General features: G+C 66.6%; 13 protein-coding genes and 4 pseudogenes. 7 read left to right on the top strand and 10 right to left on the bottom strand.

What is annotated here, in order from left to right; all coding sequences use genetic code 11:
* Positions 1–460 precede the first annotated feature (460 nt).
* Together ACE1OC_RS41470 and ACE1OC_RS41465 are read left to right on the top strand one after the other, a co-directional pair.
* Positions 461–7,336, top strand: coding sequence for a polymorphic toxin-type HINT domain-containing protein (locus ACE1OC_RS41470; RefSeq protein ID WP_407841435.1), 6,876 nt, complete (start codon positions 461–463; stop codon positions 7,334–7,336).
* The gene (locus tag ACE1OC_RS41465) at positions 7,333–7,785 is read left to right on the top strand and encodes an SUKH-3 domain-containing protein (protein ID WP_407841434.1); all 453 of its coding nucleotides are present in this window, start codon (positions 7,333–7,335) and stop codon (positions 7,783–7,785) included. The genes ACE1OC_RS41470 and ACE1OC_RS41465 overlap by 4 nt, the downstream gene beginning before the upstream one ends.
* Positions 7,786–7,957: 172 nt before the next feature.
* Here ACE1OC_RS41465 and ACE1OC_RS41460 read toward each other — a convergent pair.
* Positions 7,958–8,101: pseudogene (locus ACE1OC_RS41460) on the bottom strand (DUF4913 domain-containing protein); the annotation flags it as partial.
* 288 nt (positions 8,102–8,389) lie between these two features.
* On the opposite strand from ACE1OC_RS41460, the gene istA reads away from it, so the two are divergent.
* The 4 genes from istA to ACE1OC_RS41440 all read left to right on the top strand — a co-directional run bounded on the left by istA (position 8,390) and on the right by ACE1OC_RS41440 (position 11,445).
* Positions 8,390–9,925 carry an IS21 family transposase gene (istA, locus tag ACE1OC_RS41455; protein ID WP_407841433.1) on the top strand — a complete coding sequence of 512 codons (1,536 nt, stop codon included), beginning with the start codon at positions 8,390–8,392 and terminating at the stop codon, positions 9,923–9,925.
* The gene (locus ACE1OC_RS41450) at positions 9,925–10,662 is read left to right on the top strand and encodes an ATP-binding protein (RefSeq protein WP_407841432.1); all 738 of its coding nucleotides are present in this window, start codon (positions 9,925–9,927) and stop codon (positions 10,660–10,662) included. The genes istA and ACE1OC_RS41450 overlap by 1 nt, the downstream gene beginning before the upstream one ends.
* Before the next feature lie 10 nt (positions 10,663–10,672).
* Positions 10,673–11,056, top strand: coding sequence for a barstar family protein (locus ACE1OC_RS41445; RefSeq protein WP_407841377.1), 384 nt, complete (start codon positions 10,673–10,675; stop codon positions 11,054–11,056).
* A 77-nt stretch (positions 11,057–11,133) separates the two neighbouring features.
* The gene (locus ACE1OC_RS41440) at positions 11,134–11,445 is read left to right on the top strand and encodes a hypothetical protein (RefSeq protein WP_407841431.1); all 312 of its coding nucleotides are present in this window, start codon (positions 11,134–11,136) and stop codon (positions 11,443–11,445) included.
* A gap of 292 nt (positions 11,446–11,737) precedes the next feature.
* Here the strand turns inward: ACE1OC_RS41440 and ACE1OC_RS41435 are convergent.
* From ACE1OC_RS41435 to ACE1OC_RS41410, 6 genes and pseudogenes are all read right to left on the bottom strand, one after another.
* Positions 11,738–12,223 (bottom strand): annotated as a pseudogene (locus tag ACE1OC_RS41435) (IS3 family transposase); the annotation flags it as partial.
* Between the two features lie 22 nt (positions 12,224–12,245).
* Positions 12,246–13,473: pseudogene (locus tag ACE1OC_RS41430) on the bottom strand (IS110 family transposase).
* 584 nt (positions 13,474–14,057) lie between these two features.
* Positions 14,058–14,575: pseudogene (locus ACE1OC_RS41425) on the bottom strand (IS3 family transposase); the annotation flags it as partial.
* 576 nt (positions 14,576–15,151) lie between these two features.
* Positions 15,152–15,682 (bottom strand): hypothetical protein, encoded by a 531-nt coding sequence (locus ACE1OC_RS41420; RefSeq protein WP_407841430.1) that lies wholly within the window; start codon positions 15,680–15,682, stop codon positions 15,152–15,154.
* Between the two features lie 17 nt (positions 15,683–15,699).
* Positions 15,700–16,803 carry a NucA/NucB deoxyribonuclease domain-containing protein gene (locus tag ACE1OC_RS41415; RefSeq protein ID WP_407841429.1) on the bottom strand — a complete coding sequence of 368 codons (1,104 nt, stop codon included), beginning with the start codon at positions 16,801–16,803 and terminating at the stop codon, positions 15,700–15,702.
* A gap of 116 nt (positions 16,804–16,919) precedes the next feature.
* Positions 16,920–18,089 (bottom strand): hypothetical protein, encoded by a 1,170-nt coding sequence (locus ACE1OC_RS41410; protein WP_407841428.1) that lies wholly within the window; start codon positions 18,087–18,089, stop codon positions 16,920–16,922.
* A 480-nt stretch (positions 18,090–18,569) separates the two neighbouring features.
* Between ACE1OC_RS41410 and ACE1OC_RS41405 the strand changes: the two genes are divergently transcribed.
* The gene (locus ACE1OC_RS41405) at positions 18,570–19,310 is read left to right on the top strand and encodes an HNH endonuclease family protein (protein WP_407841427.1); all 741 of its coding nucleotides are present in this window, start codon (positions 18,570–18,572) and stop codon (positions 19,308–19,310) included.
* A 169-nt stretch (positions 19,311–19,479) separates the two neighbouring features.
* Here the strand turns inward: ACE1OC_RS41405 and ACE1OC_RS41400 are convergent, their stop codons facing one another.
* From ACE1OC_RS41400 to ACE1OC_RS41390, 3 genes are all read right to left on the bottom strand, one after another.
* Entirely contained in the window at positions 19,480–20,073 is a 594-nt protein-coding gene (locus tag ACE1OC_RS41400) for a hypothetical protein (protein ID WP_407841426.1), read from the bottom strand.
* Between the two features lie 94 nt (positions 20,074–20,167).
* Positions 20,168–20,395, bottom strand: coding sequence for a hypothetical protein (locus tag ACE1OC_RS41395; RefSeq protein ID WP_407841848.1), 228 nt, complete (start codon positions 20,393–20,395; stop codon positions 20,168–20,170).
* A gap of 101 nt (positions 20,396–20,496) precedes the next feature.
* Complete coding sequence (locus ACE1OC_RS41390) at positions 20,497–21,195, bottom strand: HNH endonuclease family protein (protein WP_407841425.1); 699 nt, start codon at positions 21,193–21,195, stop codon at positions 20,497–20,499.
* Positions 21,196–21,246 lie beyond the last annotated feature (51 nt).

Raw genomic sequence — 21,246 nt, 5'->3', positions numbered from 1 at the left:
TGGCGCCGGGTGCGGCACCAACGGCGGTTATCGACAGGGCCAGTGCGATCAGCCCTGACAGTGCGACCGGCCGGCTGGCCGGTCGTTTGCTTCTCTGTGTGCCCCCCACGGCAAAACTCCCAATGCGGTCGCGATGGTCAACTGGCCGCGAACGCTAACAGCCCGCCTGACCAGGCCTTTCAGAGCCCCCAGGATCTGGAACCAAGAATTCCAATCAAATATCCGACAATGCGGCGTTTGTCCGTCATCGACAGTTAGGGCATCACGTAAGCGAATGATCAAATTTAGATCACACTTTCAAACATCGCAGGTCAGACGCAGGTTGATTGTCTGGATTGATCCACGTTTCGCGAACCAGAAGGAAGCGTAGGATCCGTCGCCAATTGATCATTTGGCTGACCGTGGGGGGAATGCCGTGCAGGCGCCACCAGAACTACGCTCGAAAAGAAGGCGATCTGCGGTGAAACGCCGCATATTCGTCAGCTCCGCTGTTGTGCTTTCGCTGCTCGTGGGGGCCGGTACCGCCGGGGCCTCCGAGTGGAAGCCCAAGGACCCGACTCTCTGGTCACCCGGCCCCGTGCAGGAAACCGAATCGGTACCCGGCAAGAGCGCCCCGAAGCCGGGAGAGGAAGCTCCTGAGGAGCAGGTTGATGTCTGGGCTCCGAAGGACGTGTACTGGCCGCCGGCCACCGAAGCCGAGGTCGATCTCGGCGCTACCGCGCCCATCCCGGCAGGCTCGCTCTTCACCAACCCCGGCCTCGCCAAGGGGCCAGCCGCGCCAACGCCCGATCTGAGCCGCGTTGGTGACGCACCGGTATGGGTCGCCCCTGCCGCCGCAGAAGATGCACCGCGGAGCGGCAAGGCAGATGTAGAGCTCGAGGACCGTACGGCTGCCGAGAAGGCCGGCCTGCAGGGGATGCTGGTCTCGGTCCGTCCCGGTGAGGGGGTGACCAAGGGCGGTCCGGTCAAGGTGTCTGTGGACGTCTCGCACATCTCCGGCTCCTTCAGCGCGGACTGGCTCTCGCGCGCCCAGCTCGTCACGCTCCCCGAGTGCGCGCTGACGACGCCCGACCGTCCGGAGTGCCGCAAGCAGACTCCGCTGACCACCACCAAGGACGGAGACCGCCCCGGTCTCCTCACCGCGGAGGTCCCCCTCGCAGCACCCGAAGGCGCTGCGCAGACCCTGAGCGCCGACTCCGGTACCGCGGGCGGGGCCACCGTCTTCGGCGCGGCCGCCAGTCCGAACGGCCCGGCCGGCAGCTTCGCCGCCACCAGCCTTGGGTCCTCCGGTTCCTGGAGCAGCGGCTCCAACACCGGCGGGTTCTCCTGGTCCTACCCCATCGGTGTACCCGAGGGCCTCGGCGGCACGAAGCCGAGCGTCGGGCTGTCCTACAGCTCCCAGGCGGTCGACGGCCGCACCGCCGCGACGAACAACCAGGCCTCCTGGATCGGCGAAGGCTGGGACTACTCGCCCGGCTTCGTGGAACGCAGCTTCAAACCGTGCACCGAGGACGGCCAGACAAACTCTGGCGATCTGTGTCTGGCCGGGGAGAGCGTCACCATCTCCCTGGGCGGCACGTCCTCCGCGCTGGTCAAGGACGACACGACCGGCAAATGGCGGCTGCAGAACGACGACGCCTCGAAGGTCGAGCGCCTGACCGATGCTGTCAACGGTGACAACAACAACGAGTACTGGAAGGTAACCACCACCGACGGTACCCAGTACTACTTCGGCATCGGCCACAAGCCCGGAACCACAACCGGTCCGGCCACCAACTCCGCTTGGACCGTGCCCGTCTATGGGAACAACACGGGTGAGGAGTGCCACCAGTCGACGTTCGAGGCGTCCTGGTGCCAGCAGGCCTGGCGCTGGAACCTCGACTTCGTCGTCGACACCCACGATGGCCTGACCACCTACGCCTACGGCACCGAGACCAACCGCTACAAGCGCGGTATCTCGACTGCGAACCCGACGGGCACGCTCACCCCGTATATCCGGGGCGGCAACCTCGAGAAGATCACCTACGGCTCGAAGCTCTCCGACGCCGACACGGTCAAGCCGACCGCGCAGGTCCTTTTCGAGACCGATGAGCGCTGCCTGCCGGAGAAGGACGTCTTCGACTGCGACGCGTCGAAGCTGACCGCGGCCAACCAGGCGAAGTGGCCGGACGTGCCCTTCGACCAGAAGTGCGAGGCGACCGGTACCTGCGAGAACTACTCGCCGACGTTCTGGACCACCAAGCGACTCACCAAGATCACCACACAGGTCCTGGACAGTGCCGGCGGATACGACAACGTCGACTCCTACGCGCTGACCCATCAGTTCCGCGACCCGAAGGACGGGACAGCCCCGTCGCTGTGGCTGGCCTCCGTCCGGCGGACGGGCTACGACGGTGCGGCGACGTTCACCCTGCCGCAGGTCGTCTTCTACGGCCTCCCGCTGAACAACCGGGTCGACTCCAGCATTGACAACCGGCCGGCGATGAACCGGCACCGCATCGTGAAGATCAAGTCCGAGACCGGGAAGATCACCGACGTCGGGTACGCCGACGCGGACTGCTCTCCCGGCGCCGGCCTTCCCACGGCCGCAGATGCCAACACCAAGCGCTGCTTCCCCGTCTACTGGAACTCCGACCCCAGGAGTCCGAACGATCCGAGCCTGGACTGGTTCCACAAGTACGTCGTCGACCGCGTCACCGAAACCGACCCCTTCGGCGGTTCCCGCCCCCAGGAGGTCCGCTACGAGTACGTCGGCGGAGCTGCCTGGCACCGTGACGATGAAGAGCTGACGAAAGACGAGTACCGGACCTGGAACCAGTTCCGCGGTTACGGACAGGTCATCGCCCGCGCCGGTACCGCCCCGGACGTCGTCTCCAAGACGGCCTCCTTCTACCTGCGCGGTATGGACGGCGACGTCCGGGCCAACAAGACCAAGCGGGCCGTCACCTTCACCGACATCGCCGGGAACGCGGTCAAGGACAGCAACCACCTCGCCGGGACCCTCCGCGAGCTGCAGACCTTCGCCTCCGACGGCGGGGAACTCGTCTCCACGGCCCAGCACGACCCGTGGATCCCGGCGGTGACCGCCACCCACAGCCGCGGTGACGTCCTACCTCCTCTCACGGCCCAGATGCAGGGCACGGCCCTGTCCCAGCAGAAGGTACTGCTTGCCAACAAGACCTGGCGGACCACCTCTCAGGCCGTCGACTACGACACGAACTACGGACTGCAGAGGACGGTCCTGGACAAGGCCGACGGCCTGCCCGACATCTGCACCACCACCTCCTACGTCCGCAAAATCACCGACCCCGACTACATCGTCGACCGCGTCTCACAGGTTCTGCGGACCCAGGCCGCCTGCAGCGTGACCGCGACCGAAGCGAACACCCTCGGCGGCAGTCGTATCCAGTACGACAACAAGCCCTTCGGTACCCTCGACGGTCCCGGAGACCCCACCAACACCAGCGTCCTGGACCGCTTCGAGTCCGGGGTGCACAAGTACGTCGCCAAGTCCACCACCGCGTACGACGCCTATGGTCGTGTCACCAGCGCCACCGACGCCGCCGGCGCCACCACGAAGACGGCGTTCACGCCGGCAGCTCCGGCCCGCCCGACGACCCTGAAGGTCACCAACGCCAAGAACTGGACGACGACCACCACCCTGCACCCGCTGCGCGGGCTCCCGGTCAAGACCGTCGACCAGAACAACCGCATCACGGAGATCGCCTACGACGAGGTGGGCCGCACCACAGCGGTGTGGCTGCCGGGCCGTGCCCGCAGCCAGAGCGCCAGCAAGGTGTTCGCCTACGACCTGAACCAGTTCGGGACCAGCTCGGTCACCAGCCAGACGCTCCGTGCCGGAGAGACCTACGCCACGTCCATCAGCATCCTTGATGCGATGGGCCAGCAGATCCAGACCCAGTCCGTACCGCTGGACAATGCGTCAAACACCCGTCTGGTTTCGGACACCGCCTACGACAGTCGCGGTCGCGCCTTCAAGACGAGCGGCACCTACGTCAACAAGGACTCCGTCCCGGTAAAGGACCGCTTCCCCGCCGACGAGAACATGCTTCCCGCCCAGAACGTCACCCAGTACGACGGCCTCGGCCGACCCGTCGCGGGAATCTTCTACTCCAAGGCAAAGGAGCAGTGGCGTAGCACCACCGCCTACCCGGGTGCCGACCGTGTCGACACCACGCCGCCCCAGGGCGGCAGCGCCACGAGCAGCATCACCGACGCCCGCGGGCGTAAGACCGAGCTACGCCAGTACAAGGTCGGCACCCCCACGGGGGCGTTCGACACCACCCGCTACGGCTACGACACCGTCGGCCAGCTGACGCAGATCACCGACCCGGCCGGCAACGACTGGGCCTACGAGTACGACCTGCAAGGCCGTCAGACCAAGGCGGTGGACCCGGACAAGGGCACCTCGACGAGCACCTACGACGTGGCCGACCGCCTCGTATCGTCCACGGACGCCCGCGGCATCTCCATCTTCACCAACTACGACATCCTGGGCCGTCCCACCACCCGCAACCTGAACGCGGCCGACGGCACCAAGCTCGCCGAGTACGAGTACGACACCCTCCTGCCCGGACTCGCGACCGGATCCACGAGCTGGGTGGCCGGCAAGGCCTGGAGCCAGGAAGTCACCGGCTACGACATCGGCTACCGCCCCACCGGCAGCAAGCTGACCGTTCCCGCCGGTGAAGGAGCCCTCACCGGCACCTACACCACCTCCACCAGCTACAACACGATCACCGGCCTGGAAACCAGCACCGACGTACCCGCAGCCGGCGGCCTGCCCGCCGAGGACCTGTCCACCGGCCGCAACCCCAACGGCCTTCCCGTGTCCTACGGCTCGAACACCGTCGACTACGTCAACTACACCGACTACAACGAGCTCGGCCAGGTCCAGCGCACCACCTTCGGTGACAGCCCCAAGCAGGTCGTCGCGACCAACATTCTGGACCCGGCCACCGGCCGGCTCCTGAAGACCGCGCTCGACAAGCAGGAAGAGGCCGTCTCCTCGGTCAACTCCACCGCGTACACCTACACCCCCAACGGTGACGTCACCTCCGTCACCAACATCCAGGGCGCAGCACGGGACACTCAGTGCTTCACCTACGACTACCAAGGCCGTCTCACCGAGGCCTGGACCGACACCGGCACGACCACCACCAAGCCCGGCCCCAGCGTGCCCGGCATCGGCGGCTGCACCAACGCAGCCCCCAGCAACGGTGAGATCGGAGGCCCGGCGCCGTACTGGCAGTCGTTCACCTACGACGTCACCGGCAACCGCAAGACCCTGACCGACCACGACCCGGGCGGCGACGCCAACAAGACCGCCGTCACCACCAACACCTACCCGGCACCCGGCGCAGCGCGCCCGCACACCCCGGTCTCCACCACCAGGAAGATGGGCGACGGCGGCCCGGTCACGACCAACCTCACCTACGACAAGACCGGAAACACCCTCACCCGCCCCGACACCGGCGACGCCCCCGACACCCTCCCCGGTGACGGCGGACCCATCCAGACACTGACCTGGAACGCCGAAGGCAAACTTGCCACCAACACCACCAACGCGGGAACCTCCAGCTACATCTACGACGCAGCCGGCAACCGCCTGGCCCGCAAGGACCCCGGCAAAACCACCCTGTACGCAGGCTCGGACGAGCTGACCCGCGACACCGCCACAGACAAGGTCACCGGCACCCGCTACTACGCGACCCCCGGCGGCACCACCATCGTCCGGACGTCTGCCGGGAAGCTCTCGTACGTCGCGGCCGACCACCACAACACCGGCACCACCTCCATCGACGCCGCAACGCTCGCGGTCCAGCGCCGCTTCACCAAGCCGTTCGGTGAGGAACGCGGCACCAAGCCGACCGCATGGCCCGGAGAAAAGGGATTCGTCGGCGGCACCCAGGACAAAACCACCGGCCTCACCCACATCGGCGCCCGCGAATACGACCCCCAAGCCGGCCGATTCCTCTCCGTCGACCCGCTGATGGCCGTCGACGACCCCCGACAGCACAACGCCTACCAATACGCCAACAACAGCCCCCTCACCAACTGGGACCCCACCGGCCTCCGACTCGACGACGGCACCGGCCACTCCGAAAAGGCAGACGGTTCGTCCCCTGAAAACGTCCTGACTCCGGGCGCCAGTGTCAACGGCGAAGGCTACAAGCTCTACAAGCAGAGGGCGATCCGCGCTGCTGCTAAGAGCCTGTTCAAGCGCAAGCCGCCGACACTGAAAAACTTCCTGGGAGGCATGGCCCACGGCGCTGCCAGCATAGGTGAGCTACTGCCGACAAACCGGATAATGTCGCTGTTCGGAATCGGTCCGTCCCAACAGCTGAATTGGGCAACTGAAAAACTTGGTCTCGATTTCGATGAAAAATCAGACGAGTTTCTACTCGGAGAGCTACTAACCCCCGCCCCCGGTGCCGGCGCTGTAGCGAAGGCGGGAGCGAAGGTTGAGGGAAAAATCCTCGCCGCCCAGTGTTTCCTTGCCGGGACCCTCGTCCTCATGGCCGATGGCGCGACCAAGAAAATCGAAGACATCGCAGTCGGTGATGAAGTCCTCGCCACAGATCCAGAGTCGGGAAAGACAGGCGCGCGGCAAGTAACCGATCTCATCAGGTCAGAAGGAGAAAAGAACCTCAACGAGCTCTCCATCGAGACACCTTCGGGCGCGGAAAAGCTCGTAGCGACTCAAGAGCACCCCTTCTGGTCCCCCTCGGAAAAGAAGTGGATCAACGCAGGCGACCTACAGCCCGGCGCTGAACTCCTCACAGACCAGGGCAAGACCGTCCGCGTGACGAACAACCGCTCGTACAGCGAAACTGTCAAGACCTACAACTTCACCGTTGAAGAGCTTCACACGTACTATGTACTCGCGGGTTCCACGACAGTCTTGGTTCACAACTCCTGTGGCGACGCTGAACTTCTGAGTGAGCTGACCCAGCTCGGGAAAGCTCGCATCGAAGCGATCAAGGGCGGCCTTTCGGAAGGTGAAATCCTGCCGGGCGCGTTCAGCGTAGGGCGTGACCGAACCACGAAGATGACGTACTACGGCGAGAGCGGACCTGCCACCGGGCATCACCCCGGTGTAACCTCCCGACTACCTGGAGAATCCCAGCTCCCCAACGGTCGCCCGCCAGCCGTGTGCGCAGAAGCAAGAATGTGCACTAACGCCCTGAACGGTGGAGCATTGTTGGAGAACTTGGATATCATCACCCTCAATCAAAAAGGAAAGAAGTTCAAAATGTGTCCCAACTGTCAAGTGTGGGTGCCGGGCGCGGTCAGGAATGTACTCACCGGATGAACGGGTTCAATGACACTTCCCGCCAGCAGAGATTGCGTGACGCATTCCCTGACGCAACCCGAGTAGACCTGGGGTCCGCGTCGATCGATCAGGTATCCAGGCTCTATGAAGCAGCGGGCTATGACATAGGGAATGAACTGCGCGGATTTCTCGAAGAGTATCGAGAGGTCTCCATTTCGTGGATCTATCACGAAATGGAGGTTGGTGTGCAAATCGATGCAGAAGAAGCCCTTTCTTTCTATCCTGGAAACATTCGCATATTTTCTCGGAGGGTGGGGCGCCCCCTGATCCCGGTTGGCTCTGCATTCGCCACCGAGGAAGTTGTATTGATCGCGAGCGATGGGGACGTATTCCTCGCTGGAGACGCCGGAATGCAGTACGTAGGTAACGGCTTTATGCAATCCATGCAAGCCATGATTGCTGGAACTTGGGACAAGACCTTCTTCTGAAGGGCGTAGCCTCAATCCCGCATTCGGGTCCGCCACTTTTTAGGTCTGCCCGGCATTGGCACTCGCAGCCTCCGCGGGAAGGCCGGGGCCGGTCCTCCTAAGGTCAGCCCCCTCCTCTTGAGAGGAGGGGGCTGACGCGTTTTCGAGGCCAGATCACGGTACAAACCCACTACTACGACGTGGTGTGTCTCCAGGCGCTGGGCACCAGGGACGGCATCCGGTGGGCGATCTGGTGCTCGCCCTTCGTGCAGCCCTGGAAGGGGCCGGTGGAGGCCCGGAGTTCGCGCATGCAGCGGTCGTAGTGGTCGCGGTGCCAGGTGCTGGGGCCGGCGCATCCGCAGGGTTTCTGCTAGTGCTGTGACCGCATAGGTTCACCGGGTTGAGGTCTGTGCGCTTGGAGGTACCGTGACGTCCCGGTCCAGTGGGGTGAACGGCGCCTCACCGCACCGCCCCTGGCAGAATCTCCGCGTGATTTGACGGCGGCCTCCGTATGCTCCCCGGTGGCGGCCATCTACGGCGCATTTTGTGGCCACGGGTTTCCCCGGGTACGGCCATTTTTCTCCCCGCTCGCCCCGAGTAGTCCCGCTCGGCGAAGCTGGAGCGGGTGAAGAACAGCAGGGAGATCATGGAGATCCTTGAGGCATACGACCTCACGGGGAGTTACCGTGCCGCGGCCGAGCTGGCCGGGTGCGACCACCACACGGTGGCCCGATATGTGAAGATGCGGGCCGCTGGCCAGCATCCTGACCAGCGCCGTCACCGGGCCCGGGCGATCGACGACTATCTGCCGAAGATCGAGGAACTGGTGGTCCGCTCACAGGGCCGGATCCGCGCAGACGTGGTCCACAAGAGGATCGCCGCGATGGGCTTCACCGGCGGTGAACGCACCACCCGCCGCACCGTCGCTGAGGCAAAAACCCAGTTCAGGGCTGGTTTGCGCCGGGTCTACCGGCCATGGGTGACCGAGCCCGGACTCTGGATTCAGTACGACTTCGGCGACGGGCCGGTGATCAAGGGCCGCAAGACGACACTGTTCTGCGCATGGGTTGCCTGGTCCCGTTTCCGCGTCGTCATCCAGATCTGGGACAAGACCCTGCCGACGATCACCGCGTGTCTGGATGCCACGTTCCGCAGGATCGGCGGGGTGCCCGCCTACGTACTCACGGACAACGAGAAGACGGTCACGATCGACCACGTTGCTGGGATCGCGGTCCGTAACCCGGAGATCGTCGAGGTCGCGAGGCACTACGGCACGACGATTCGTACGTGCCTGCCGGCGGACCCGGAAACCAAGGGCGGATCCGAGTCCACGGTGAAGATCGCGAAGGCCGATCTGGTGCCCCGGGACGTCAATCTGCGCGAGCAGTACAAGACGTTCGGTGAGCTGGAAGCCGCCTGCCGGCAGTTCTGCGAGGAGGTCAACTCCCGCACGCATAAGGCGACTCGACGCAAGCCGGTCGAGCGGCTCGCGGAGGAACAACAGCGTCTGCATCCGCTGCCGCGGCGGCCGTTCACCGCCGCGTTCGGGACCACCCGCCGGGTGACCTGGGAATCGACGATCTCGGTCGACGCGGTCCGCTACTCGGTCCCGCACGAGCTGATCGACACCCGGGTCTGGGCTCGTTTCCACGGCGACGAGCTGACCGTCACCGCCGTCGACGAGCATGGCTCGGCCCACGAGGTCGCCCGCCACCCGCGCGGCGAGCCCGGCTCGCCGGTCCTGGACGATGCCCACTACCCGCCGCGCGAGGACAAGGAAACCGATCGCACGCCGAGGGCCACTTCGGCTGAGGAGGCCGCGTTCCTCCAGCTCGGACCGGGTTCTGCGAGCTGGCTGGTCGAAGCCGGGGCAGCCGGCGTTCGCCGGATCAAGGCAAAGATGGCCGAGGCCGTCGCGCTCTCGAAGCTCTACTCCGCAGCGGAAGTGGACCGCGCGCTCGGCACCGCGGCGGTCACTGCCCGCTTCGCTGACAAGGACCTGTTGTCGATCCTCGACTACCAGGCCGTCCACGGCTTGACCGAACCGGTCCGCCGCAGCGAGGACCACTCACTGCAGCCCGGCACGTCCGCCTGGTCCGCCCTCGGCGCCGCCCCGAGCACTTCTGATCTTTCCGAGTACGACGAAAGCGACCACCGCTGATGGCCACCCCTCTCCGCACCGTTCTCGGCACGAACGGCGACCCGCTTGCCGAGGCCATCGAGCTCACCAAGCGGCTCAAACTCCCGCACATCCGCCGCTCGTTGACCGACATCATCCCGACCGCGAAGGCCCAACGCTGGGATCCAGCCGAGGTCGTCCGCGTCCTGCTGGCCGAGGAAGCGGCGGGCCGCGACCGGGCCAACCTGCATACCCGCCGCAAGCGGGCCGGGTTCCCCACGGGCAAGACCTTCGGCGACTGGCACGAGACCAAGTCATCCATACCCAGGGCAACTCAGGACGCCCTGAGGAGCCTGGAATGGGTCGGCCGCCGGGAGAATTTTTGTATTTGTGGACCCTCGGGCACCGGGAAAAGTCACTTCACCGAGGCTCTCGGGCAGACCGCGGTCGAGGCCGGCCTCACCGTCGCCTGGTTCACCATCGAGGACCTCGGGATGCTGGTCCGCAGGCACCGCGCGGACGACTCCATCGCCCGGGCCCTCGCGAAAATCGTCCGCTCGGACCTGATCATCGTCGATGACATCGGTCTGTTGCCCGTCTCCGAGGACGCCGCCGAGGGTTTCTACCGCCTGGTCGATGCCGCATATGAACGGCGCTCGATCGCGGTTTCGAGCAACCTCCACCCGTCCAAAGCGCACATGTTCCGGCGAACCCGTGCGAGGTGCTGCCTGAACAGCACGGGTTCAAAACGGATAGGCAGGCCGCCAGGTCGGACGTAGTCTGCGGGCTGTGACGGTGAGATATGTGTTGGACGGGAGCCAGGTCAGGACGCTGGAGGATTTCTGGCGGGTCGCCGGCGAGAGCATCGGCTGCGGCGGATACTTCGGCCGGAACCTCGATGCCTTCGCTGACTGCCTCCGCGGAGGCTTCGGGACACCGGACGACGGCGACTTCGTGATCGAGTGGCGTGATCACGAAGCCTCTCGCCAGAACCTGGGATACCACGAGACTGCTCGTCAGCTCGAGATGTGGCAGGCCCGCTGTCATCCGACGAACAAGGACCGCATGGCTGCCAGGCTTGCAGAAGCCCGCGCTGAACGTGGCCCGACCGCCTTCGACTGGCTGGTCGAAATCATTGAAGAGGAACTTCCTGGGGGCCTGCGCCTTCGTTAGTACCTGATCCATATCCCCGTGGTGCTCCTCTGCCGACGCAGACCGGGTCCATGTAGCTTCAGGGCCAGGGGGATGAGATGAACTTCGACGAGAACGAACCGCAGTCTGTTCGAGAGGAGCGCTTCGCCGCAGAACGGGCTGAACGCAGAGAGGCACGCAAGGCTGCGTCGCTCGACTCGCGGGGAGCCCACCTCGGCGTGGCCATCGTGGCCATCGCCCTGGTCCTGCTCAGCTGGAACGGGAAGCTGGTCGCTCTGGGCATCGTCAGCGGAGTCTTTCTGCTCTGGTTCTCCGCAGCCCTTGCATGGGCCTACGCCGACGGGGACCACGGCCGACACGCACTCCAGCGCGCGTACAACGTCACTTTCGGATGGGGCGACGGGTTCTGAGAAGCAAGGACAACCCAGAGGGGGCGGATTCGACGTTCGAGGCGTTGAGGTCCGCTCTGGCCCGGAATGGCTCCATCAGCGCGCCCCCGGCCTTGGCCGCCCTGCTGTCGGGCGCACGGTGGCTGGTCTATCCGAATTCGGCCTCGGCCCGCACGTTGTGGGCGATTTGGTGCGACCGGCTGGACATGCTGGTGGAGACCGGAGAATTTGATCCGGGTCGGCTGGAGAGCCTGGCTCAGGCCGTGGACGGGCTCCACGACGTAGGGCCTTGACCCCGAATCCTGAACACGGGTTATGCGGCTGATGCCAGCGTAGTTGGTGGTGCTTCGAGTGCGGCTTCGTAGGTGATGGGGCTGCGGTGTCCGAGGCGGGAGTGCCGGCGTCGGGTGTTGTAGCGGTTGAGCCATCGGAAGGCGTCGAGTCGGGCCTGGCGCTCGTTGGGCCAGCTCTTTCGGCCCTGGAGCGTCTCGCGTTTGAAGGTCGCGTTGAAGGACTCCGCGAGGGCGTTGTCCGCACTGGACCCGACCGCACTCATGCTCCGTCGGACCCCTGCTGACCTGCAGGCTTCGGAGAAGGCCCTGCTCGTGTACTGGGCTCCGTGGTCGGTGTGCATGATCGATCCGGCGAGGCTGCCGCGGGTTCGGACCGCTGCCGCCAGGGCGTCGGTGACGAGGTCCGCGCGCATGTGGTCGGCGATGGCCCACCCGGCCAGACGACGTGAGGCAAGGTCGATCACGGTCGCGAGATAGCAGAACTTCCCGCCGTCGATGGGCAGGTAGACACCTCAGGCATGTAACTCGTCAAGCTGCGGCGGCAAGTTCGACGGGGAAGGCAGTCTGCTCGTCGAACAGCTTGTGGTGCTGGAGGCAGTGGTAGAGCTGGCCGATCATGCGGTTGAAGAGGTTGCGTTGGGCGGCGGCGTGCCAGTCTCCGTGGTCGTCGCGGCGTCGGCGATAGTGGGATTTGGCGCCAGGTGAAGAGGTGAGGGAGGCAAAGGCCCAGAGGTATCCGGCGTGGTTGAGGCGGTCGTTCTTGACCCACCTGCGGGTGATGCTGGACTTCTTCCCGGAGGCTCTGGTGATGGGTGAGGCGCCGGCGTATGCCTTCAGGCCGCGGGCGTCGGCGAACCGCTTGCGGTCGTCGCCGATCTCGGCGAGCACCCGGGCGCCGAGCTGGGTGCCGAGGCCGGGGAAGCTGAGGATGATCTCAGCGTCCGGATGCTGGGGGAACGTCTCCTCCACCGCCGTCGCGAGGTCGTCCGGCCGTGCAGGCGGCTTCCAGCTGGACCAGGAGCGCGAGCATCTGCTTGCCGAGTGCGTCCTCGACCAGTTGCGGCTGGTGGGACCAGTCGGCGCGGAAGACTTCCCGGAGCCGCTCGGCTTCGGCGTCGATGCCGCGCTGGCGGCCTGCCCGCTTCAGTGCGGCCTGCAACTGCGTACGGGTCAACTTCGAGGCCTTCGCCGGTGTCGGGGCGGCCTTGAGGAGCTCGTGGGCCTCGCGTCGGCAGAGTCCGTTGCGCCATGGGTCGAAGGCTGCGAGGGCGGAGGGGTAGTACTCGCGCAGGAGCGATCGGAGCTGGTTGGAGATCTGCTGGCGGTTCCAGGTGGCGTCCTGCTGGGCACGGGCGAGTACGGCGACGGCGCGGCCCAGGTCGCTGTCCTGGGGTAGAGGCCGGTGGGCGTGCATGTCGGTGCGGAGGATATTGGCCAGTACGAGGGCGTCGCCCGGGTCGGACTTCTTGCGGGAGACGGAGTGCCGGTCGCGGTAGCGGGCGGCGGCCATCGGGTTGATCGCGAAGACCTGCCGCTTTCCGGTCCTGAGCACGGCCACCAGTAGGCCGCGGGAGGTCTCGATCGCGACCGGGATCGGGCTCTCCTGGCTGTCGCCGTACTCAGCGAGCAGATCGAGCAGGACCCGGTAGCCGGCGGTGTCGTCGGCAATGTGTCGCTTGGCCAGCAGCTGCCCACTGTCGTCGACCAACGCGACGTCGTGTGTCTTCTCTGCCCAGTCGATGCCGCAGTAGATCAAGGCCCCTCCCAGTGGATTCTATGTGCGTTTGTGCTGGTCACGAGCTCATGCGGAACCACGCAGCGACCTAATCCCAGGACTCAGCCGTCATGGCTGGTCCGCCACCTCAGTAGCTGTTCGTGGCACCAGCTCACCCCACGGACCTCGGTCTAAATGGGAGCTCCGAACAGCTCGGGCTTCGCAAGAGGTCACCGTGGCGCGGGCTCGCACCACCAACACCAACGAGTGATCAAGGGTTGGGTGTTGACGCCCGCAGGTGCCGGACGTCACCGCTCTACCTGTAGGCGCGGGGCCAGGTGATATCCAGGCGTCCGACCGGCACCCACGGGCACCAACACCACCACCACGAAGTACGAGTTACCGGTGGTGGCCGACAGGCGCCCCGAAGCGGCGGGCTCACAGGAGGCTTATGCCGCCGGCGGCATCCTCTTGTGCTCCCGCCAACCACCACCATGAGTGCAGACCCGCGCACCGATCTACGGAGAGGCTTCCAGCAGCCCGGGAATCGAAAGATGTCGCAGCCCTGCACTCGAACAGACCAGAGGAAAACGATCTCCTCCGGCACTGCCCTTAACAAGGGATTAGGTGATGTCGCCGACGTACTTCGTGTTCGGGCTGTCGGCGGTGAAGTCGCGGCCGATCAGGTCCGGTGCCTTGGCCGCGGCCGGGTCGGGGACGGTGGTGCGGTGCCTGCGGCGCAGGCGGACCCCTTGGATTCCGGACGCCCGCATGATCCTGGCGACACGCTTGTGGTTGACCGCCTCACCGCTCCCCTCACGGAGCTCGGCGGTGATCCGAGGGGCCCCGTAGGTGCCGTCCGATTCCCGGTGCACGGCCCGTATCCGGACGGCGAGGCGGGCGTCGGCCGCTTGCCGGCCTGCCCGGTCCGCAGCCGTCCGGCGCCAGTAGTAGAAGCTGGAGCGGGCGATGCCCAGGATGCCGCACAGCCGCTTCACGCCGTGACGGCGCTGGTGGTCGGCGACGAACTGGAAGCGGTTCACCAGCGCGTCTCCCCGGCGAAATACTTCGCCGCTTTCCGAAGGATCTCGCGTTCTTCCTCCAGCTCCCGGATCTTCCTCCGCAGTGCGGCGTTCTCCGCCTCCGGGCCTTGACCCCGGATGTTGAACACGTCTATGCGGCTCGGGTCAGGGTAGTTGCTGCTGGTTGAAGGGCATTCTCGTAGGCGATCGGAGATCGCTGGCCGAGGCGGGAGTGCCGGCGGCGGGTGTTGTATCGGGTCAGCCAGCGGAAGGCGTCGAGTCTGGCCTCACGCTCGCTCGGCCCCGCCGAAGGCGGGTACGACGATGGAGGCTACGAGCAGGTGAGCACCCCGGGCTGGGATCCGGGCTATTCACCGGTTCCCGAAGGCGCTCTCGCCTACGACGACCGGCCGACCACGTCGCGCTGAACGCCTTTGGCCGCCCACGGTGTGGGACCACCTGAGCGCGACGATGCCGTAGCCGGGCTCCGCGACAGGCAGGTGTTCACGCGATGTTGTCGGGGACCTCCGCGGCGCCGCCAGCCTTCACGACCTCGACGACGTGCTGGTGGAAAACGGCGAGGCTGCCGGGTGGGAGCGCCCTCTTCACGGGACTCGCCAACAGCGGCTACCGCTTTCCCCCTGTGGCCACCTCGCCGGTCTGCGAGGCAGCCACAGGACACTCACGAGGGCTGCCGTCTATTCCTCGTCGCTGTCGTCGTCTTCGGATTCCCTGACGAACCAGAGGTCGAGGGTGTACTGCTCCGTCGCGGGGCACTGCGCCAACGTGGTGCGGAGTTGGTCGGTGCTCCATTCCTCTTCGACGGAGCGGCGGTGGCTGCTGTCGGTGTAGGCGGCTGTGGCGTCACGTCCGCTCCAGGTCGCCTGCCCGTCGTACACACCGGGACGGGGCAGTTCCATGACGCCGGCCGGCCCGTAGGTGAGCTGGTTGACGACGAGCTGGCCGGTTTCGGATTCCAGGGTGAGGGCGATGGTGCCCTCGATGTCTTCCGGGGGCTTTTGGGGGCCGTCCCAGACCTTGATGGTGATCTGGACCTCGACGTCGGACTGGAGGCTGTGGAGGTAGAGGTGGTATCCGTTTCCGGCGACCACCTCGGTCCTCGACCGGGCCAGTGTCTCGTCGTCACCGAGGTAGGCGTCGGCGTCGTAGACCTGCACGATGCCGCGGTCCGGGCGGGCTGTGGTGCTGTACTCGGCGATGAGGGACACGGGAGCTCCGTCAGTGATCAGGGTGTGATTTTTACGTAGAACGCGTCGCCGTCGAGGATACGGTTCAGGGTGAACATCTCGTTGAGGCGTCGGCCGCCGGTCTCGTTGTCGGTCCCGTCGATGAGGCGGGCGGAGAAGCGCTTGCCGGGAGCGGCAGCTCCTTCCTTCGTCGAGGCGAAGGGGTACTCGTCGCACTGGAGCTTCGTTCCGCTGTAGTCACCCCACACGTCCTTGCACGTGGCGATGGCTGCGTCGCGGTTCTTCTCCTGCTTGTCCTTGTCGATGAGGCGGTGAAGCGGGGTGGACCCGCCGGGCACGCTCTTGCCGGGGAAGGACGGGAAGGTGCGTTCGGGAAGGGTCTGGGCGTCGAGGATGTGCCGGGCGCTCTCGTTGACGGCCGGATCTTTAAGGCTCATCACGAGTTCAACGCGGGCCTCGGTGAACACGGTGCCCTTGAACTTGCCCGCGGTCGGTCCGGCGTAGTCGAAGCGGACGCTGGAGTAGGCCATGACGGGGTCCGACCACGGCACTGCGGTGGGCGAAGACACTCGCATCTCCAGGGAGACCATCCCGGAGACGATCTGGGTGTTGGCCGCATCGAGCTTGCCGGTGTCGGGTGAGGTGTACTTGAGCTGCCAGAAGGGCTTGGCTTTCCACTGGGCGATGGTCTCGCTGCGGTTGGTGACGGCCGGCTTGATCATCTTGGGGTTGGGGCCGCTGGCCGAGGCGTTGATGGAGTGGCTGAAGTTCTGGTCGATCTTCCACGTGGCCGGGTTCTCGCCCGCGACTGCCTTGGCGTTGATGTTCTCGATGCTGCTGGTGTAGTCGACGCGCCGGGATCCGTCGTAGGTGAAGCCGAGGATCCACAGGTCGAACCAGAGCTCACCTCGCAGGCGCTTCTTGTCGTCGATGAGCTTGAGGTAGACGGGCTGGTGCACGCACGACTCGAAGCGGTTCTTGATCCAGCCCTTGCGGGTGTTCGCCTCCTTGTGGGTGGCGCACTCGGTGCGCAGATCATCTTCCTCGGGGGCGAGCGCGGCCGTGGTCGCCGGCAGGAGCTGGGAGGGTGCCGTCGCACCGGCCGGGCCCGCTGTCGCGAGGCCGGCCACGAGCACAAGCATCGCGGAAAGGATCACGGACGCGGTCCGGCGCCGTGGGGCTCGCCTGGGCTGGGGCCGGTGTGCGTCGGGCACGGCGATCTCCTGGTCTGAGGATGCTGCGGATATCCGGGTGGTGGTCACAGGCGGCACATCTGCCCCCAGCAGGCGTCCAGGAGCTGGCCGGTGGCAGCCGAGTAGGTGGCACGGAATCCGCTGAAGGTCAGGCCACGCTGCTCCAGTCCACGGGTGGGCGCCGAGGATTCCACGGTGACCACGGCGTCAGCCGACTTAAGAGTCTGCCCGGCGCTGCCAGCGGGGGCGGGCAGCGTGCCTGCGCTCGTCACACGCAGCTTGTCCTTGGCGACCCCGAAGGATTCAGCGGCGCGGGCGCTGATGTCGTCGACGCTCACCGGAGTGCTGCCGGCGAGCGGCGCCGTCTGCGGGGAGGCTTGGAGGGCTGCGGCGTTGCAGACCTTGGCCGTCTGGACGCATTCGGACAGGCCGGGGACCGAGGTCAGGCAGGAGTCAGGGTCGTTGGCCAGGCATTGCGACAGGGCCTCCTGGTCGACGCCGTTGAGGGTTCCCGCCGACGGGACCGGTGCGGGAAGCACCGTGGCCAGGGTGGTGGGGCCGGGCTTGCTCGCGCTCCACTGCGTGAACTTCGTGCCGTCCGTCAGCTTCGCCTTGAAGCAGTACGGCGCGGTGTACACGGCCGTCGGGTCGGAGGGAATCCCCCTCGGCTTGCCGCAGATCCCCAGGGTGGTGACCTGGGCTGTGTCCGCAGTCGCGGCCCGGTACCAGGTCTTGTTCTCCGCCATGAACTGGACCCGGCTCGAGATCAGCGGGACCGAAACGTACTGCGGACCCCGCACCTCGATCCCGATGTCGATCCGGTTGGAGTTCCCGCGCGGGACCTTGAGCTGGTCCTTGGTGCTGCCAACCCAGTTGAAGTCGTACAGGACATCCCACTGGTTGCCGCTGGCCTGGCGGACCGTCATGTAGGTGTGGTTCCTGTTGTCTGTGGCGGTCGGGTTGACCCCGGCGGTGATGGCCTTGGTCTTCCCGCCGCTGTTGCCCAGCTCGGTCCAGCGCGGGCCGTACGAGCGGGTCGTCGCGCCGGTCTTCTCGGCGTAGAGGCCGACGTCGATGGAGTTGGCAAAGGCGCCGCCCTCGGTGTTCGGCACCATCCGAAGGTAGTTCGATGCCTCCGAGGTCCCGGCGTCACCACCGCTCGTGAAGGTAATGGGCACGTTCCGCCAGGTCGCGAACGCGCCGATCACCGGCTGGCCGGCCTGAGTACAGGCCACCGCCCAGAAGAAGATGCGGGCCTGATGAGTCTCATTGCAGTTCTGGGTCGGCGCACTGGCGGCGGCAGGCGACGCCGCCGCCAGTGGCAGCACCAGAGCCGCCGCCGCAGACAGGGCCGCGAGCAGTTTTCCCCGTAGACGCAAGATTCCCCCTCAACGTGATCATGCGTATGACCTGGCGAACCTACCGAGCCGCCACGCACAGCAGCAGTTCGACGGGGGACTTGACCGAAACCGGCTGAAGCCTGGCTGGACCAATCCCTCCCCAGCCACGCGGTCTCACGCCAGACCCTGAGGACCCCTTCGGCGAGGCACCGGCAGGACCTCCTGCGCCAGCGCCACAACTCCGTATACGGCTTCCCCCACCGGAGTCCGGACGGAAGGAAGATGATCGATTCTTCGGTGAAACCGGCCACCCGGCCGAGTGAGCTGCCCGATACCCCCTTCCCCGCAGGCCACGAGCCCAGCTACAAACCGATCATGATCAACAGAATGCTGCGCCGCGGCCTGCCCGCGCTCGCCCTAGCCGCACTCCCCCTGCTCACCACCACCGCGCCGCCCGCCGCCGCGAACACGCCGCCCACGACGGCGAGCTCCGTAGCCGAGCACAGCACCGCCGCAGCGCCGGGCGCGGCCGGGGTTCGAGCGCCGCTGCCGTTGTTCGAGGCGATCGACCGGCTGCCCGTCGCCGTCGAGCACCGCGAGGGCTACAAGCGGGACCTGTACAAGCACTGGAACAAGGGCCTCAACAGCGGCGACGGCTGCGACACCCGCCGGGAAGTCATCCTGGCCGAAGCCGTGACAGCGCCTCAGGTCGCGGCCGGCTGCAAGCTGACGGGCGGATCCTGGCGCAGCCCGTACGACAACCTCGTCGTCACCGACGCCGGCCGCCTCGACGTCGACCATTTTGTCCCGTTGGCTGAGGTCTACGACTCTGAGCAGGCGCCGTGGTCGGCGGCTCGGCGAGAGGGTTACGCGAACGACCAGAACAGCCCCGACACCCTGATCGCCGTCTCCGCCGCCTCCAACCGGTCCAAGAGCGACAAGGACCCGGCCGAGTGGCTGCCCTCGGACGGCTCCTACCACTGCACCTACGCAGCCACCTGGGTCGGAACCAAGCTCCGCTGGGACCTAGCCGCCGACGACGCCGAAGTCCAGGCCCTGCTCGGACTCGCCGAGGACTGCCCGAACACGACCGTCGTCTACGAGACCGCCCCGTAAACCACCGAGTTCAAGTAGGCGGGGCGCAGCCGACGCACGCGCAAGACCCGCTCGTCCGCCGTGTCCGAACCGGCAGTCCTGGCAGGGCGGAGGGTCGAGCCCGCCCGGGTCCTCCTTCACACGTCGCCTCGGGCGGGCCGCCGCCCCACCCCGTCCGGGGCCGTCCGGGTCAGCGGTACGGGCTCCAACCTCCGAAGCGGGCCATCAGCTTGCGGGCCGCGTCCTCATTGAGCCCGAGGTGCACGGCGGCCTGTGCCGTGTCGAGGTCGCTGGCGGTGCCGCGGGCCACCCAGTAGCCGACCCGCTCGAGCCGGCGGGCCGCACGCACCGCCGCGACCGGGGACGTCTTCGTCAGCCGCCCGATCTCCTCCTCCAACCGCTCCAGCAGCGTGGTGACCGTCTCCGGAAGCGGGACGGTCGTCTCCTCAACCTGGACGGTGTGCCCGTCCCAATCCCGCTCGCACGCATCCGCCTGCTCATCCCCGCCGTCCACGAAGTCCTGCTCACCAATCGCCTCCCAATCGAGCAGGTGGTCGGGGCCTGACCACCCGCACGAGCACACCGCGCGCAGCGCAGCCGCGCGCGGTACGCGGGGGCGGCGGCCGTCGTAGAGGTGCCACTGCGAGACGGCCTCGCCTCCTCCGCCGGAGGCGCTGTCGAAGTACACCGGGGCCGGGACGGTGCCGTCGGCGAGGACGACCGCGACCGCCCCTGTGTGGGATGTGCCGAACTCCTCCGTCGTCCAGGTCTCGCGCCTGCTCACAACGCCCCTCCCCGCACCAGCCATAAGGCGGCCCACGATGCGCAGTCGCCTGCACACGACGATCCCGCAGTCGGGCCGCCGGGAAGGCGGGTATTCACGAAATGGTGGCGGGGACTTCGGCCGCGCCGCCGGCCTTCACCGCCTCGACGACGCGTTCGTGGAACACGACGAGGCCGCCTGCCGGAAGTGGGGCCGGGCTGCCGGTGAGGGTGTACCACTCCTCGGCTCCCGTGTACTGGATCCGCACCTGCACGGTGCCGTCGGAGGCAGGCTCGGTCGTGAGGGTGACGTCGCCCGTGATGACGCCGACCTCGTCGGTCATCGCCCCACCTGGTCCCGCCTTCACGTGCGCGGTCAACGCGACGGCTCCATCCTGGCTGCCGCTGTGGCTGGGGTGCGGGGCGTCGCCCTGCTGGTGGCCGATCACGAGCACGTCTCCAGCATCTCGGTCAGCTTCGCCTTCTCCGCCTCGGTCACCGTCAGCTGATAGGTGGCCTTCACGTTCGTCCACGCCGTCGCGTACGTACACCAATACGCCCTCGCCGGAGGCTGCCACTCGTCGGGGCCCTGGTCGCCCTTGGACCGGTTCGTCGCCGCCGACACCGCCAAGAGCTGGGGGCGGGTCAGGTCGTTCGCGAACTCCTTACGCCGCTCCGCCGTCCACGCCCCGGCCCCCGAACGCCAAGCGTTAGCTAGGGGGACCATGTGGTCGATGTCGAGCTTGGCGGCGTCGGTGACGGTGACCCCGTCGTAGACCGACACCCAAGTCCCGGACACGGCCTTGCACTCGCTGTCACGCTTCACGTCCTTCCCGGAGCGCTCCAGGACCACCTCGCGGGTGTCGCAGGCGTCGCCCTGCCCTGTCCAGTGCGTGAACTTCGCCCGGCTGTACCCGGTCATCGCCTGCTGGCCCGCGACCTTCAACCCGGCGAGCTGGGTGCGAGCGACCGCCGCCGTTGACAAGCCCGGAAGCGCCGGCGCCCCCGGCGCGCCCTGCCCTGCTCCCTTGTCCTGGACGGGGAGGGACGGCTTCGCGTCGCCGCCGGCCGTGACTCCCGGATTGCAGCCCGCGAGCACGCCAACGAACAGAGCCGCCGTCACCACCCGGACACCCGCAAGCATCTGACGATGCATAAACACCCCAAACCTGCTTGAAAAGTACCTCTGCGACCT

The organism is Streptomyces stoeckheimensis, from assembly GCF_045822005.1.
Classification (GTDB): Bacteria; Actinomycetota; Actinomycetes; order Streptomycetales; family Streptomycetaceae; genus Streptomyces; species Streptomyces stoeckheimensis.
The sequence above is the reverse complement of the archived record's forward strand: the minus strand, read 5'-3'. Positions and strand labels throughout refer to the sequence as shown.

Coding starts and splice junctions, on each gene's coding strand:
- ACE1OC_RS41450 (WP_407841432.1), top strand. CDS start 9,925: ATGGCCACCCCTCTCCGCACCGTTCTCGGCACGAACGGCGACCCGCTT.
- ACE1OC_RS41415 (WP_407841429.1), bottom strand. CDS start 16,803: ATGCTTGTGCTCGTGGCCGGCCTCGCGACAGCGGGCCCGGCCGGTGCG.
- ACE1OC_RS41395 (WP_407841848.1), bottom strand. CDS start 20,395: ATGACCGACGAGGTCGGCGTCATCACGGGCGACGTCACCCTCACGACC.
- ACE1OC_RS41390 (WP_407841425.1), bottom strand. CDS start 21,195: ATGCTTGCGGGTGTCCGGGTGGTGACGGCGGCTCTGTTCGTTGGCGTG.
- ACE1OC_RS41405 (WP_407841427.1), top strand. CDS start 18,570: ATGATCAACAGAATGCTGCGCCGCGGCCTGCCCGCGCTCGCCCTAGCC.
- ACE1OC_RS41465 (WP_407841434.1), top strand. CDS start 7,333: ATGAACGGGTTCAATGACACTTCCCGCCAGCAGAGATTGCGTGACGCA.
- ACE1OC_RS41440 (WP_407841431.1), top strand. CDS start 11,134: ATGAACTTCGACGAGAACGAACCGCAGTCTGTTCGAGAGGAGCGCTTC.